Here is a 15,103-nt window from a genome sequence, read left to right on the forward strand (position 1 = left end):
GGTAGCCCGGCATCTGATCTTCTGGGCGGCCCAGTGATCAAGGGAGTCGGCGCGGCGCCGCCGCTGGAAAGGCGCCGCCTCAAGGCGCCGCACGACCGAGCGAACCAGGAGAAACAGTGAGCGAGGAAGTTGGCGCGGCGGCGCTTTTCCAGCGGCGCCACGCACCCAATCCTCAACGAACCCCGCCGCCGCTGGAAAGGCGCCGCCTCAAGGCGCCGCACGACCGAGCGAACCAGGAGAAACAGTGAAGGTGCTCATGAACGCCGGGCCGTGGTTGCCGGTGCCGCCGCGCGGTTACGGCGGCATCGAGAACGTGGTCGCGACCCTCGTGCCGCCGCTGCGCGAGCTGGGCGTGGAGGTGGTGCTGGCGTCCGTCGGCACGAGCGCGCTCCCCGTCGACGAGCTCCTGTCCGTGTATCCGGACGGCCAGTTCGGCGCCCTCCAGCGCCCGTACAACCAGGTCTGCGGCGTCGCGCAGGCACACCTGCACGGCGTGGTGCGGGCACTGCGCGAGCGCGACGACATCGATCTGGTGCACGACCACGTCGAAGCCGTCGGGCTGGCCACCGTCGCCGCGCTCGGCCCCGACGCGCCGCCCGCGCTGCACACCCTGCACTGGGATCTCGCCAAGCACCCCGACCTGTACGGCGGTTTCGACGGCGGCGGGCGGGTCCGGGTCAACGGTGTCTCCGCGTCGCAGCTCGCCCGCGCACCCGAGGCGCTGCGCGCGCACTCGGTCGGCCACGTGCACCTGGCCACCCCGCTCGCGACCGGCGCCGACCGCCGTCCTCGCCCCGCCAAGGGCGGCTACCTGCTGATCCTCGGCCGGATCACGCCCGGCAAGGGCCAGGACCTCGGGGCGCGGCTGGCGCACCAGTACGGGTTCGACCTGATCCTGGCGGGCCCCGTCGGGCCGTACCGCGACCCCGCCGACCTGCCATCCGACGCCGACAACCCGGACGCCCGATACTTCCACGAGAAGGTCGCACCGCACGTCGACGGCCAGCGGGTGCGGTGGATCGGCACCGTCCACGGCCAGGAGCGCGACGACCTGGTGGCCGGTGCCAAGGCCGTACTGGCGCCGCTGCGCTGGGAGGAGCCCGGCGGCACATTCGTCGTGGAGTCGCTCGCCCTGGGTACCCCGGTGGTGGCCCTGGCGCGCGGCTGCCTGCCCGAACTCGTCGACGACGGCCACACCGGCCTGCTCACCGACGACGAGGACGAGCTCGCCGAGCTCGCCCTGGCCGCCGACAAAATCGACCCGGCTGACTGCATGGCCGAGGCCGCGCGCCGGTTCACGCCCGCGCGGATGGCGATGCGGTACGTGGAACTGTATTCACTCATTCGCGATCATGTATTCATGTCGATACGCTGAGTTATGGGGTTGGATCGCGAACTGTTCCCTGAGCCCGTCTCGCGCCCACCGGGGCCGATCATCACCGGGCATGTCGTGCAGCTCCTCGGCGGGTACTCCCGCGAGGTCAAGGTCGGCCAGCCCGCGCTGATGGCGGTCTTCGCCGCCGCCACCGTCGCCCGGCTGATCGTCGCCGCGATCCTGTCGGTACTGCGCGCGGGGAGCGGCAGCGGCGGCCGGCGCTCGTTCAAGGAACTGAAGAAGGGCCCAGAGTTCCTGGTCACGCCGCTACGACTGCGCGACAGATACGGCACGCTGTGCGAGCTGGAAATCCACGGCCACCTGCCGCAAACCGCCCTGGAACCGGCCGACCACATCCAGGTCACCGTCCGCCGCCAGAAGGACCCCGACCTCGCCCCCCGAGTGGAGCGCATCGTCAACCTGACCACCGGACAGCTCCTGACCCCCCACCCTCCAACGATGTGGTCCCACCTAGGCCCCGCGCTCCTCATCCAAGCCACCACCGGCCTAGCCCTTCTAACCACAGCAGCCGCCTGCACGTTGTCCACCTAACCCTCACGCCTACTCCTCCCCCGCGCCCTGCCGCCCGTGTCCCGCTACCCACGTCCCCGCTGCCCGCAGGGCTCTTCCGCGCCCCGCGTCGCGCCCCTTTCCGCGCCGCGCCCCTTTCCGCCGATCAAGGGCGAATGCACGTGGTTGGATCTCTTCTCCGCGTGGATCGGCCTCCAGGCCGGCCCGGCACGGCGTGTCGCCACGCCCGGTACGCCGATCAAGGGCGAACGCACGCGGTTGGATCGCTAAACCGCGTGTATTCGCCCTTGATCCATGCGATTGCCCTTGATCGGCGCGCAGGGCGCGGCCGACACCTCGCCACGCCGCCGCCAACCCCAAACCCGGCGGCTGGCCCCGGCCGTGACGGCGCGCCGGCTCACACCCCGGGTGACCTCTTCGTCGATCAAGGCCATGTGCGTGGATCAAGGGCAAACGCACGCGGAAAAGAGATCCAATCACGTGCATTCGCCCTTGATCGACGGAAAGGGCGCACAGCGCGCGAGCATCACGCGGCCGCGACCCCAACGAACGCACCACCAGCATCGAGCGCAGCACGCACGGCCGACCCGGGACCGGAAGGCCGGGATATGTGACGTTACGTGGCAGGGATACGCCCTACGGTGGACGGTATGGCTGGGAAAGTGGCTCCCATCGCGACAGAAACCGGCAAGAAAAAGGTCTTCGCGTGGGCGGTGGAGTGGCCGGGTTGGTGCAGGTCGGCCAAGACCGAGGAGCTCGCGATCGAGGCGCTCGCCGCCTACGCGGGCAGGTACAAGGCGGTCGCCGAGGAGGCCGGCCTCGCGTTCCCACAAACCGACACCTTCGACATCCAGGAGCGCCTGCCCGGCTCAGCGAGCACCGACTTCGGCGTACCGGGGGCGATTGCCAGCGCGGACCGCAAGCCGGTCAAGGCCGCCGAGGCCGCCCGAGCCGGCGAGCTGCTCACCGCCGCCTGGGACATCCTCGCCACTGTCGCGGCGAGGTCACCGGCCGAGTTGACGAAGGGACCGCGGGGCGGCGGGCGGGACCGCGACAAGATGCTCGACCACGTGGTGGGTTCCGAGAGCGGATACGGGCGGATGATCGGGGTCAAGCACAAGCAGCCGGCGTTCGACGACGAGGAGGCGGTCGCCGCGCTCCGGGCCGATCTGAAGCGCGCGCTGTCGAGGCCGTCGGACGGCTCGCCGCTACGGCCGAACGGTTGGCCCGCGCGGTACGCGACCCGCCGCATCATCTGGCACGTCCTCGATCATGTGTGGGAGATGGAGGACCGGCATCCCTCTCGGGTATGAGATGGGCATCACCCACTACTGCGCATGACGTAGGGCACAAACCCACTGTCGGCCGACGTGCGAAGCCCTTTCGCGAGAGATCATCGTGTACATGAGTGCGTTGGCGCTGGCGGTCCTCTTCGCCATCGCGTCGGCCGCGGCTTACGCGGGCGGTGCGGTGACGCAGGAGCGCCTTGCCGCCGATGCCGAGCGGCACACCGTACTGGCGCTGCTGAAGCTCGGCCGGTGGTGGTTAGCGGTCGGCCTGAACGCGGCCGGCGGTGCCCTGCACGTCGCCGCCCTGGCGTACGGGCCCCTTTCCCTGGTGCAGCCCCTGGGTCTGCTCACGCTGGTACTGGCCCTGCCCATGGGCGCGGCTCTCGTCTCCAAGAGGGTCGCCACCGAGCACTGGCGCGGCGCCGGCCTGACGATCGCGGGGCTCATGGTGCTGCTGGTGCTCGTGGGGCCCGGCAACACGGCGACCGTCCTCACGACCGGCCGAGCCACCACGCTGGCGGTCGTGGCGGTCATCGCCGTCCTCGCCGTCATGGTCGCCGCCAAGTACGCCAAGGCGAGCATCGCCCGCAGCATCCTGTACGCCGTGGCGTCGGGTGTCGCCTTCGCGGTGGCGTCGGCCCTCACGCAGACCGTCACGCTCCGCGCCTCCACCGACGGCGCGAGCACGCTCGTCAGCCCCGTCGCCCTGGTACTCGCCGCGATGTCGGTCGGCGGCCTGCTCCTCTCGCAGGTCGCGTACCGGGATTCCGGCCTCGGCGCCCCGCTCGCGACGGTGAGCCTGGCGAACCCGATCGCGTCGGCGGTCATCGGCATGGCACTGCTCGGCGAGCGCTTCGCGGGCGGTGGCCGTGGCGCGGTGGTGGCCCTGAGCGCGGCGGCGGTCGCGGCGGCCGGCGTCGTCATGTTGACCCGCCCGGCGGAGGTCGAAGAGGCCACCACCGAGGCCCCGGTCGACACCCAGCCGCTAGAGGTGCCGAAGCCGCGCGAGTCGGAGCCCGTAGTACTGGTAGCGTAAGCGCCCCGCTCGTACCACTATGGAGTCATGGGCGAGGAGGTCGCGCGGCGCGAGTTCAGCCGGGAGGACCGCGCCCGATACCGGCTGAAGGTGCGGCAGTGCCTGGACGTGTTCGCGGAGATGCTGCGGGCGGCCCGGTTCGATGTCGAGCGCCCGATGACGGGCCTGGAGATCGAGCTCAACCTGGTCGACGAGGCCGCCGAGCCGGCCATGCGCAACGCCGACGTGCTCGCCGCCATCGCCGACCCGGACTTCCAGACCGAGCTGGGCCAGTTCAACGTCGAGATCAACGTGGCGCCGCGCCGGCTGGCCGACGACGGCACCGCCGGCTTCGAGCAACACGTACGGGCCAGCCTCAACGCGGCCGAGCAGAAGGCCCGCACGGTCGGCGCCCACATGGTCATGATCGGCATACTGCCGACGCTGCGCCGGGAGCACCTGACGCTGGAGTCGCTGTCGGCCAACCCCCGCTACGCGCTGCTCAACGAGCAGATCTTCGCGACCCGCGGCGAGGACCTCGACATCCGCATCGACGGCGTCGACCGGCTGGCGGTCACGACCGACACGATCGCGCCCGAGGCCGCGTGCACGAGCACCCAGTTCCACCTGCAGGTCAGCCCGGCGCAGTTCGCCGCCTACTGGAACGCGGCGCAGACCATCGCCGGCGTCCAGGTGGCGCTCGGCGCGAACGCGCCGTTCCTGTTCGGCAAGGAGCTGTGGCGTGAGACCCGCATCCCGCTCTTCGAGCAGGCCACCGACACCCGCCCCGAAGAGATAAAAGCCCAAGGTGTACGCCCACGCGTGTGGTTCGGCGAACGCTGGATCACGTCGGTGTTCGACCTCTTCGAGGAGAACGTGCGGTACTTTCCCGCACTGCTGCCAGTGTGCGACGACGACGATCCCGCGCAGACCCTGGCCCGCGGCGACACGCCAAAACTGACAGAGTTGCGCCTGCACAACGGCACCATCTACCGCTGGAACCGCCCGGTCTACGACGTGGTGCACGAGCGCCCGCACCTCCGCGTCGAAAACCGCGTGCTGCCCGCCGGCCCGACCGTCGTCGACACAATCGCCAACGGCGCTTTCTACTTCGGCACAGTCCGCATGCTCGCCGAGTCGGACCGTCCATTGTGGTCACAGATGTCGTTCAGCGCCGCCGAGGAAAACTTCCACTCATGCGCCCGCCACGGCATCGACGCCACCGTATATTGGCCCGGCCTCGGCAACCTACCAGTCACCGAGCTCGTGCTGCGCCGCCTACTACCGATGGCACACGAGGGGCTCGACCAGTGGGGCGTCGGCTCCAGCGAACGCGACCGGCTGCTGCGCATCATCGAGCAGCGCTGCCTCACCGGCCGCAACGGCGCCGCGTGGCAAGTCGAAACCCTGCACGCCTTGGAAGACAACAACAACCTCGACCGCCGGTCCGCGCTGCGCGAGGTGCTCAAGCGATACATCGAGCACATGCACGAAAACATCCCCGTACACGAGTGGCCTGTCTAGGCTAGAAACGCCGATATGCCGACCCGGGCGTTACGCACCAGGTCGAGGCCGGACGCTCATTCGGGGTCCGAGCGCTCCAGGTCCGGATCCTCGCGGTAGTCGCTGGGCACGTCCACCACCTCGGTCTCCGGCTGGAAGTCGGGGTACAACCGCACCAGGTCCCATTCGTTGATCCAGGCGCGGACGTACTGGCGCATCCGGGTCGCGCCGAGCCGTTCCAACCCGGCCACGTCCGGCGGCTGCCAGCCAAACGCCCTGCCGTGTAGGCCGCGTAGCCGGTCGTACGCCTCCTTGAGCTCGACGTCGTCCGGCGGCGTGAGCAGGTGCATCTCCCGATCGATAATCCGCATGCCCACCTCGGCAGCCGCCGCGAGGGCGGTCCCCTCGGCCGTCTCCTTGGCGCGGAGCTTCGCCGGCACCACCTCCCGGTCGTTGCGGCTGATGACCTCGGCCTCGAAGTCGTCGGTCATCGCCAACACGGCAGCGATCGGAGCCCCCTGGCCGTGCTCGCCACGCATCCACCGGGCCAGCTCCGCGTACGATTTGGCGCGTTGCAGCAGCGAGTACCGCCCGATGAGCTCGACCTCGTCGAAGAGCACCAGCCACCCGGGCGAACCCGCGGCGGCGAGCAGCCGGGCCGCGAAGCGCAACCGCTGCCTGGCCAGTTCCACCGCGGCGACCGGTGGCAGGGCGGGCCGCTGCTCGCCGATCTCCTTCAGCCGCCGCCGCAGCTCGGGAACTGCGATCGGATCGCCGGACCAGAACCGCAGGATCGTCTCCGCGAACGCGGCGTCGCGCTCCCGAACGTGGGCGAACAGCGCGAGCGTCGCGGGGAACCGCTCGTTGAGCTCCGACCCACTCGACACTGCCCAACGCAGCAGCTCGGCGTAGGCCCGGCCGTCAAGGTCCAGCGCCATCGCCGCCTCGATGATCGCCGGCCGGGCTTGCCCGGCCCGGAGGGCGGAGGCCGCCGCGGCCCGGAACACCTTCGCCGGGTCGTGCAGCGGCGTCTCCTTGCTGATCACTACCCGGCTGACCGTCCATCCGGCGCCGAGGGCGAGTCCAGCCAGGTGTTCCAGCAGGTGGCTCTTGCCAGCCCCGAACCCGCCGCCGAGCAGCAGGCCACCCGCCGCGCCGCGGCCGGCGCCTTCGCACAGTGCCTGGAACCGGTCCTCGATGGCGCTCTGTCCACTGCCCAGCGCCTCGACGGCGTCCCGGCTAGGCACGCCCGCCCGCAGCGCTTCGACCGCCCTCCGGGCAGTGAGGGTCGGATCCATACTGCCGTTCACTGTGTTCACTCCGCCTCCTGTCCGCCCGCGCCGATCCGGACCAGTGCCGCGTACGGGTTGGGTCGCCGCCGGTCGCGTACCTCGTCGGCGACGCGCAGTCGCAGGGCGGTGTACGCGGGAAGACCGCGCGCCTCGTCGTTGATCAGCACAGGCGGCACCTGTACCGCGACGAACAGCCCTTCGGTCTCGTCGGTGGCGTCGATCAGCTGGCGCACGAGCTCGTACGCGTCGAGGGTCGCGGCCTTGGAGTAGTAGTGCCCGTCACGCAGTCCCACCGGTGGGCGGCGGGCCACGGCGAGCCGGTCGAGGTCCAGGTGCAACACCAGTCCGGAGCGGCCCGCGATGCGCAGCCAGCGGGTCAGCGACAGCAGCAACGGCCTGGCGTTGTACCTGTTCACCTTGGTGCGCAGCCCAACCCTGCGCAGGTCCGCGGCGGGGAGCCGCTCGCCTCGCAGCCAGCCGATCACGGTCTCCCGCTCGGTCTCGCTCACGTCGCCGCGCCCCAGCCGCTCCTGGCACAGCCGCAGCATCGCGACCCGGAACTCGTGGCTCAGTTCGGTGTCCCGCAGCACGATCTGCTCGATCGCGCGGCGGACGCTGCGGTACAACTCGGCCGCGTCCACCTCGTGGTGGCGGGCGACCGCTGCCAGGTCGACGCCCTGGCGCTCGCCCGGGACGGGGAACGCAGCGCTCTCCAGTGCCGCGCGCACGACCGCCTCGGCCAGCGCGACCCAGTCGAGCTGCTGCGCGATCGCGGTGAACACCTGGTCGATCAGGTGGACGCGGGTGGTCGCCGCGTCGACTGCCGCGTGCTCGAACCGATCGCCGGACTTGGCGAGCCCGGTGGAGAGCCGGAGTCGTTCCGCGTCGTCCCCCACGGCAAGGACCTTGACCGCGGCGCCTCCACGCCCGATGTAGCTGGCGAGGTACTCCCGCTCGATGAACTCCAGGTACTCGTAGGCACCGATCGCCGCGACCGTCATCGCGGCGCCTCGGTGAACGAGATCCCCCAGTACCGCTGCTGCTGGCCGTTGCGTGCCACCGTGACCAGGGTGCCGGAGCCCTTGGTGCCGGTGCTCGCCGCCCACCTCAGCGTGCGCGGGCTGCGTGCGGTGTGCGTCACGCCGCTCTGGTCGAGCAGGTACAGGTCCCGGGCGAACTCCTGCTTGGAGTACTGGCCGCGCTGGCCGGGCAGCATCGTCAAAACCGACCAGATATCGACCAGCCGGATCACCGCGTCGTCCCGCTTGTCCGTGCCGGACACGAGCAGCTCGTACGCCGAACGGAGGCTGTCGAGGAACGCCTCGGCCTTGAACCGCGGCCCCCGCTCCTGTGCCCGTGCGAGCGCCGCCACCAGCACGGACGGTCGCAGCCGGCGATCGCGGACCTTGTCCACCTCGACCGCAGCGTCGCTGGGCAGGACCCGCAGCAGGGACGGGTAGCACAGCAGCCGGTCGTCATCCTCCACGATGGACAGTCCCTGGGTTTCCGCCTCGGCAAGCAACTCCTTGACGTATCCACCGGACGAGAGGTACGCCTGCTCGTCGAGGTCGAAGCCGTCGGCGGTCCCGCGAGTGTCGTCCGCGAGCCGGTTTGCGGCATCGCGGGCGGCGGCCAAGGACTTGCGCAGGTCACGTACGTGCCCGCTGCGAGCGGCACCCAGTGCACGCTTTAGCTCCCGCACGGTGACGGTCGCGCCGCGTAGGGCGGCCTCCACCTCGCGCTCGGTCGCGGCGAGCGTCTCCTCCATCGTCCCCAGCTCTGCCTGTGACACCGTGAGATTTCCCCCTATGGGCTGATTCGCCCGGTGGATACAGTTAGGACCGTGCGTGACCGCAAGGGCGGTCTCGCTGTCCAATCCGAGCAACGGCGTAAGGACCTCCCGGTTGACGTCGGGCAGATGTCCCAGCGCCGGCGGCCGGAACGACTGCCGATCATGCTCCTCCAGAAACACGCCGCGAGCGGCGATAACCTGCCGGTGCAGGGCGTCGTGCCGACGCGAGCACTCAGTGAGCAGCGCGGCGATCCGGGCGGCCGCCATGGTGACCTGCTGGTCGTCGGACTCCAGCGACTCGCGGACCTTGGCGAGCAGGCGGTGCTCGGCCTCCATCCGGCCGGCGATGTGCTCCCGGGCCGTGGCCAGACGATCCGGAACGGCCGTTGCCCACTCCTGAATGACGGCGCGCAGGTCCCGGCGGGTGTTCTTGATCAGCTCGTGAAGGTCCTCGGCGAGCGATACCGACAGCAGCCGGGCCCGGACCGCGGCACGTTCCGCGGCGTCGAACGCCCCTTTGGACAGCTGGCGTTCCAGCAGCACCTCGTTGGCGACCTGCTCGTCCTCGACATCGAACTCCAGCCCACCCACCAGTGCGTTGATCGCGTCGCGGGTGGCGTTGAGCACGACCTCGCCCCGCACCGGGTCCTCCCGCTCAATCAGCAGTCGGAACTGCACCTGCCGCTGCTGGTGGGTCCGCGCATCGTCGGTGAAGTCGCTGATCCGGTACGTGAACGGCGCCTCGCGCTCCCCCCGATTCAGAAGGGCGTCGACGGTATATTCGCCGACGCGGCGGTGCTCCGACACCGGCCGCTCCGGTGCGGAGCGCCGGGCAAGCGTGCTGAGTCCTTCCACGACCTCGTCGTAGGTGGCCTCCTCCGCGAAACCCTGCTGGGCGATGACCAGATCGATCGCGGCGAGGGCAAACGTCGCGATATCGTAGGTGGCTGCCGGCCAGTCCTGCCGGTTCGCGGCAATGATCGCCTCGATAATCGGGCGGGATCGCATGAGCACCGCAACCCGCGCCGGGAAGGTGCGGTCGAAGGCCGAGAGTTGCGCCGAAACTGGCGCCCCGGACACCGCGGTGCCGCCGGGCAAGTCGAAGAGCTCGTCCACTCGTCCCTCCACCAGCTTCGGTACCTGTACGGTAACCGACCGTCGTCGGCGGAGAGGGAACGGTTCTGCGGACGCAGCGTCCCGACGCTTTACACCCCGGCTCGGCAGACGCGTAGCGGGTCTCCAGTCCACGCTGCGGCTTGACGAACTGCCGAATGTACTCGCGGGTTTCCGCATCAGTTGTGTAGATGACCGTGCCCCGCATGCCCCGAGTCAGCAGCACCTTGTACGTGTTGCGGATCAACTGATCGGCCCGTTCGTCGGTCGCTTTGTTGCCCTTGAGTTCCGGGTCCCTCGACTCGAGACGTCGCGTGACCAACTGGCCGTCGCGCGCCACAAGGTCGGGGCCGATGATCACAGCCGACCAGTCGTACTCGAATCCCTGTGCTGTGTAAACACAGCCGACCTGCCCGAAGCCAGCAGGGTCCGTGGCCCAGTACGCCTTGCCGGGAGCGCCACCGATGCTCCGGTCGCTGTTGGCGTTCCAAGGACGCCGCCAGTCCCCGATCTGCACATCGTCGACCAGTGACCCATCAGGCAGCGGCTTGCTCCAGGGCCAACAGAAGCCCGCCGAGATACGCGCCGTTCCGCCCATGCTCTGCCATTCGGCCAGGACCGCCTCCATCTCGAACGGCGAGTCGGCCATCCGTACGTCGAAACGCCCGTCACCGGCCCAGATCGACGGTTGACGGCCTTCCAGACCGAGCAGGTCGAGAACCCAGTGCTCGTATGCTTCGCTGCCGCCGCACCGGAACTGACCGTGTAACGGCACAAACTCGAAATCCAGCCCGAGTTCGCCGGCCCTGCGCCGGATGATGTCGACGGTCCCCAACTCGCCGGGCCGCACAACTTGATGCTCGTCGAGCAGGAACATTGGTACCCGCGCCGCGGCGATCAGTTCATCGAGTTGCAGGCGTCCGGCAGCCTTCACGCGCAGGTCCTGGGACATGAAGCGGCTCAGCGAGTTCCTCCTGATTCGGTGGGCCTCATCGCAGACGAGCACGTCGAGGCCGTTGCGGCGTGCGTCTACGAAGAAGTTGAAGCACTTGAAGATCTCTTTGATCCGGGAGGAGCCGCGTCCGGCGTACCTGCGCATCGACTCGGTGAAGGAGTTCGACCCGGTGGCGTGCAGCACGGGGTATCCCTGCCTGGCCAACTCCGCGAGGACCGACAACGCGATCACGCTCTTGCCACTACCGGGACCACCGGCCACCACAACGACGCTCTTGATGTCTTGCTCTCGTGCCTGCTGAACCTTGTGCAGCACCAGTTCGTACGCGACGCGTTGCTCGTCCAACAGCGGAGAAGGCCCAACACGCGCCACGGGCTGGGTCCCTCCACTGGGTCTTCCCACGCTCTCATCCTGGTGGCTGCGGCGGCACCGCCAGCCTCGACGGCGCCGCCGCGGTGTTAGGCGAGCCCTCGACCTTTCTGGTTCGGGGCAGCCAGTGACTGCCGCGCGGGTTGCGGCTTAAGCACCACGGTCTCAGTCCAGTTACGCGTCCCCTTGGAATTCCACCCGGGGCAGGTCGGTGCGTAACAGCGCCAATGCCATCCCTTCTGCTTCGTGCGACGCAACTGCACGGTGGTTCCACGGCAGGCACCGCAGCGCGGCGGCGCCGCAAAGACAGTGGCGTGTTCATGTTCGAGGAGTTTGCGCGCGAAGTGCTCGCCGTGCAGCGTCAGCATCACCTCGCGCGTTGTGCGCTGAGATAGGGCATTGAGGCTGCCGAGCAGCACGATTCGCTCGTCAATGACGACGATCTTCTGGTGCATCTCGTGTACTTCGACGACCGTCGGCAGGGCCGTCCGGAGTTGAGCGAGGTATGCCTGACTGGAGGTCCTGCCCTGCAGGTTGTCGCTGGGGTCGCGGACGAACAGCCGGACGGCGACGCCGCGGGCGACCGCGTCGGTGAGCACCGGCAGCAACGAGGTGACTCGGCTGGTAGTCCATGGCGCCCACAGCCAGATCGAGCGCTCAGCAGTGGAGAGGTGGCCGGCGAACGTATCGTAGAACTGGCGTTCGTCGCTGATGTCGCTGATACGGACGTGCTCGGCGAGCACGTCAGCGAGTTCGTTCCCGAACACGCCGAGGCCGAAGCGATCCTTGTCACGGAGGACGGTTGGGGCGACCAGGCAGGCGCCAGAAACCATGCGGGCCCGGCGCTCACGCAGGAGCTGTGAGACGCACGCCAAGGGACTGTCCGGCTTAGCCGCATCGACGCGGCGACGGCTGGCGATCAGGTACAGCCGCGTCTGGGCTCTGGTGATCGCCACGTTGAACAGGCGAATGCCGCTACGGGCGTAATCGTCCGCGTTTAGTGAGGCGGCCGACATCCACCGTTCTGACCGGTCGTCCTCTACCAGGTCGAACACGACGACCGGGAACTCGCGCCCCTGGAACCGGTGTGCGGTGCCCACCTCGGTGACGGTGCCGCTGCCCTCCTCCTGGTCGCGCAGCGCCTCAAGCGTCGCCTCCACCTGATCGCCATACGGCGTCACGACGCCGACCCGCTCGCCCCGGGTCTGGTGATAGTCGGCGAGCACCCGGCTGAGCAGCGCACCCGCCGGCCACCATCCCTTGTGCGGCCCGGTAGGCCGCACCACGCCCAGGTCGTCGAGGTCGTCAACGTTGATGAGCACGATTTCAGGGTCATCTTCGGTATGTGCCCGCACCTGCTGCCCAGCCCTGAGCAGGCCGTCGTAGGCGACGGCGTTGGCCAGTCCCATGATTTCCGGGCCGAAGCGGTGCTGCACATCCAATGCGGTGCAACCCGGGTGCTGACGAGCCTGCGCGGAGGTCCGGATACCGCAGTGGGCGAATACGTCGGGGACGAGCCATCGGCGCACGTCTGGTCGCGGGTCCTTGCTGACCGGCGGCGGCAGGATCGCCCCGAGCTGCATGAAGTCGCCGAGGAGTACAGCAGCGCGGCTGGCTCGGGAAACGGCGAGCAACACCTCCGGAACGTTCGCCGCGCCAACCTCGTCGACCAGCACGACATCGTAGGGTCCCGCCATGACCGTTGGGTTGGTACGCATTCGCGCAAGCGTCGTGGCGACCACCTGGGCCGCGCGGATGATCTCGCCCTCCGCGTCCTTGCGTAGGCGATCGAACTCCTCCTGAACCTTCGCGTACTGTCGCTGCCACGTCGCCACTTGGACCGCCTGACCAGCCACTCGCGAACGCAGCTGGTCCCGCTCCTGCGCCAACGACGGCAGGCCGAGCTGGTCGACATGCTCAAGCCAGCGAAGATCGTCCCCGCTCAGACGCGCCTCCGCCTCGGCCGCCGAGAGCGTCCGGATCGCCGCATCCGCAGCCTCAGTGGCCTGACGTAAGGCGATCTCGGCCTGGGCGAGCATCCGCCGGGCTTCGACAAGCTCCCTATCGGCAGCGACCAGATCCTCCCTGCTCGCCCGTACGGTGGCCTCGATCTGTCCGATCTCTCCCTCGACCTCGGCCACCCGGCGTGCCAGCAGCTCGGTGGCCTGACCAGCGCGGGCCTCGGCGTTTGCGGCTGCCTGAGATTCGTCGGAGAAGGAACGGCGCAGCCGTTGCCGTGTGCCGCGGTTGCGTAGCTTGGCGATCAATGTTTCGCCGTCGAGTCTTCGCAGCCAGGCGGCGAGCCGCTCGGCGTCACCCCGCGCATGCAACGCATCACCGACTAGTTTGTCGGTCGCCGCCCGCGCGTCGTCCAGTTCCTTCCGCAGCGCGTCGATCCGCAGATACGCCGCACGGGCGGCGGCCCATTCACGAACCCGTCCGTCTGCACGTATCGTCCGATCCCGCAGCTGGGCGGCCTCGACCGCTGCGGCCTCCCGGGTTGCCTTTGCGCGTTGCTCCTGCTCCGCGAGCACCGGCAACTGGTCGCGGAGGGCCAGCCGCCGTTTCAGACTTCGATATCTCACTGGGTCGAATTCCGTCAGCCTTTCTTCCAACTGCCGAAGTTGCGACTCGTCTTCACGGGCGCGCACGAGCAGCTGCTCGAGAGTCTTCCGTTCAAGCTCCACTGTGGTGAGTCGCTCGCGCACCAAGGCGGGTAGGCAGATGTCTTCGTGCGCCAGGATTTCGGGGTGGTGCGGCGTGCCGACGCGCAGCAACGCGCCATCCGTGTACCGGCGCGCCTTCGCCACGCCGAGCAATGCGTTGTCGACGGCGATGTTCGTCGCCGATACCAGCAACACCCGCTGCCCAGCCGCCACCAATGCGCTCATCGCCTCGGTGAGTACTCGCGTCTTGCCAGTGCCCGGCGGTCCCCATACGAGGTGCACCCCACGCCCCGTGCACGACTCGAGCGCCTGCCGCTGTCCCAGTGTGAACCCAGCGACCTGGCGCGGTCGTTCCGGAACGGGCGTCAGACGACCATGTGCGAGATCATGCGCCAGGCCAGCGTCGTCCAGTTCGGCGATACCGTCGCGCAGCTTGACAATGAGGTACGTCGGCGGCTGTCTCTGTCGCCACAGGTAGGCATCGGCCTGGTCGACGAACTCGGCCACCCGGATCCGAATCACCGAACCGTCCTGCACAACGTCCAACACCTGGTAGCCAGCACCGCTCCTCGGCTCTTCAGGGCCGGCTAGTCTCAGCGCCTCAGGTTGATCGGTGTCCGCTCTTGAGTTGCGCACATCCACCGCGTACCAGCCGCGGGCACCCTCCTGTCGTGCCCGCCCAATCCGCGACATGCCAGGCGTACTACGTTCTCCGCCCTCCTTGCTGATCCAGAAATCCAGCGCGCTGCACACCTCGTCACGCCAGTCCGGCAACAGCGACCTCCATCGCTTCGTGGCGAACGCCGACCGAACACTACCCTCCGCAGTCGGGTACGCACCAGACCGAGACAGCATCCTTCACTGATCATTCCCGATACCGGTCTTGCGGCATGAAACGAATGCCGATTGAATCTGTTGGCGATGGCGAATCTTATGCAGAAACGTGATCGCATGCGGCGGATATTTCCAGGCCACCGGTACCGACTCGAGTTGATCTACTGGTTAGCCTCGCCGGCTTCTCTTCGGAGAACACCCTCGTCATCAACCTCGCCGACTACTGCAGTCGGATCCTCAACGGATGCGTCGGCGCCGGACGGTGAGGATGGCCAAGTTTGGTTTCAGATCGCGCCAGATCTGGCCGCACAGTTCGCCGCGGCGCAGCCCGCTCGCGAGCAGGAGCCGCCAAACCAAGATGGAGTGCGC

The 15,103-nt window shown here is 68.8% G+C and carries 10 protein-coding genes; 5 read left to right on the plus strand and 5 right to left on the minus strand.

Features of this window, described 5'->3' with window-relative positions; genetic code table 11:
* Nucleotides 1–256 precede the first annotated feature (256 nt).
* The 5 genes from QMG73_RS34010 (at nucleotide 257) to QMG73_RS34030 (ending at nucleotide 5,734) form a co-directional block, all read left to right on the plus strand.
* Nucleotides 257–1,375 (plus strand): glycosyltransferase, encoded by a 1,119-nt coding sequence (locus tag QMG73_RS34010; protein ID WP_281902765.1) that lies wholly within the window; start codon nucleotides 257–259, stop codon nucleotides 1,373–1,375.
* A 3-nt stretch (nucleotides 1,376–1,378) separates the two neighbouring features.
* Nucleotides 1,379–1,927, plus strand: a complete 549-nt coding sequence (locus tag QMG73_RS34015) for a hypothetical protein (protein ID WP_281902654.1) — start codon at nucleotides 1,379–1,381, stop codon at nucleotides 1,925–1,927.
* A gap of 629 nt (nucleotides 1,928–2,556) precedes the next feature.
* Complete coding sequence (locus QMG73_RS34020) at nucleotides 2,557–3,219, plus strand: hypothetical protein (protein WP_281902655.1); 663 nt, start codon at nucleotides 2,557–2,559, stop codon at nucleotides 3,217–3,219.
* A 91-nt stretch (nucleotides 3,220–3,310) separates the two neighbouring features.
* Nucleotides 3,311–4,231 (plus strand): DMT family transporter, encoded by a 921-nt coding sequence (locus tag QMG73_RS34025; RefSeq protein WP_281902657.1) that lies wholly within the window; start codon nucleotides 3,311–3,313, stop codon nucleotides 4,229–4,231.
* A gap of 27 nt (nucleotides 4,232–4,258) precedes the next feature.
* The gene (locus QMG73_RS34030; protein WP_281902658.1) at nucleotides 4,259–5,734 is read left to right on the plus strand and encodes a glutamate--cysteine ligase family protein; all 1,476 of its coding nucleotides are present in this window, start codon (nucleotides 4,259–4,261) and stop codon (nucleotides 5,732–5,734) included.
* A gap of 56 nt (nucleotides 5,735–5,790) precedes the next feature.
* Here the strand turns inward: QMG73_RS34030 and QMG73_RS34035 are convergent, their stop codons facing one another.
* From QMG73_RS34035 to QMG73_RS34055, 5 genes are all read right to left on the minus strand, one after another.
* On the minus strand, nucleotides 5,791–7,032 hold the full coding sequence (locus QMG73_RS34035) for a BREX system ATP-binding domain-containing protein (RefSeq protein WP_281902660.1): 1,242 nt from the start codon (nucleotides 7,030–7,032) through the stop codon (nucleotides 5,791–5,793).
* On the minus strand, nucleotides 7,029–8,006 hold the full coding sequence (locus tag QMG73_RS34040) for a BREX system ATP-binding domain-containing protein (RefSeq protein WP_281902662.1): 978 nt from the start codon (nucleotides 8,004–8,006) through the stop codon (nucleotides 7,029–7,031). The genes QMG73_RS34035 and QMG73_RS34040 overlap by 4 nt, the downstream gene beginning before the upstream one ends.
* On the minus strand, nucleotides 8,003–9,475 hold the full coding sequence (locus tag QMG73_RS34045) for a hypothetical protein (protein WP_281902664.1): 1,473 nt from the start codon (nucleotides 9,473–9,475) through the stop codon (nucleotides 8,003–8,005). Before QMG73_RS34045 ends, QMG73_RS34040 begins: the two co-directional genes overlap by 4 nt.
* A complete protein-coding gene (locus QMG73_RS34050) occupies nucleotides 9,453–11,210 on the minus strand; it encodes a DUF2075 domain-containing protein (protein WP_281902666.1) in 1,758 nt (585 codons plus the stop codon). Before QMG73_RS34050 ends, QMG73_RS34045 begins: the two co-directional genes overlap by 23 nt.
* 113 nt (nucleotides 11,211–11,323) lie before the next feature.
* Nucleotides 11,324–14,674, minus strand: a complete 3,351-nt coding sequence (locus QMG73_RS34055; protein WP_281902668.1) for an AAA domain-containing protein — start codon at nucleotides 14,672–14,674, stop codon at nucleotides 11,324–11,326.
* Between the last annotated feature and the right edge of the window lie 429 nt (nucleotides 14,675–15,103).

The organism is Phytohabitans aurantiacus, from assembly GCF_027923225.1.
Taxonomy (GTDB): Bacteria; Actinomycetota; Actinomycetes; order Mycobacteriales; family Micromonosporaceae; genus Phytohabitans; species Phytohabitans aurantiacus.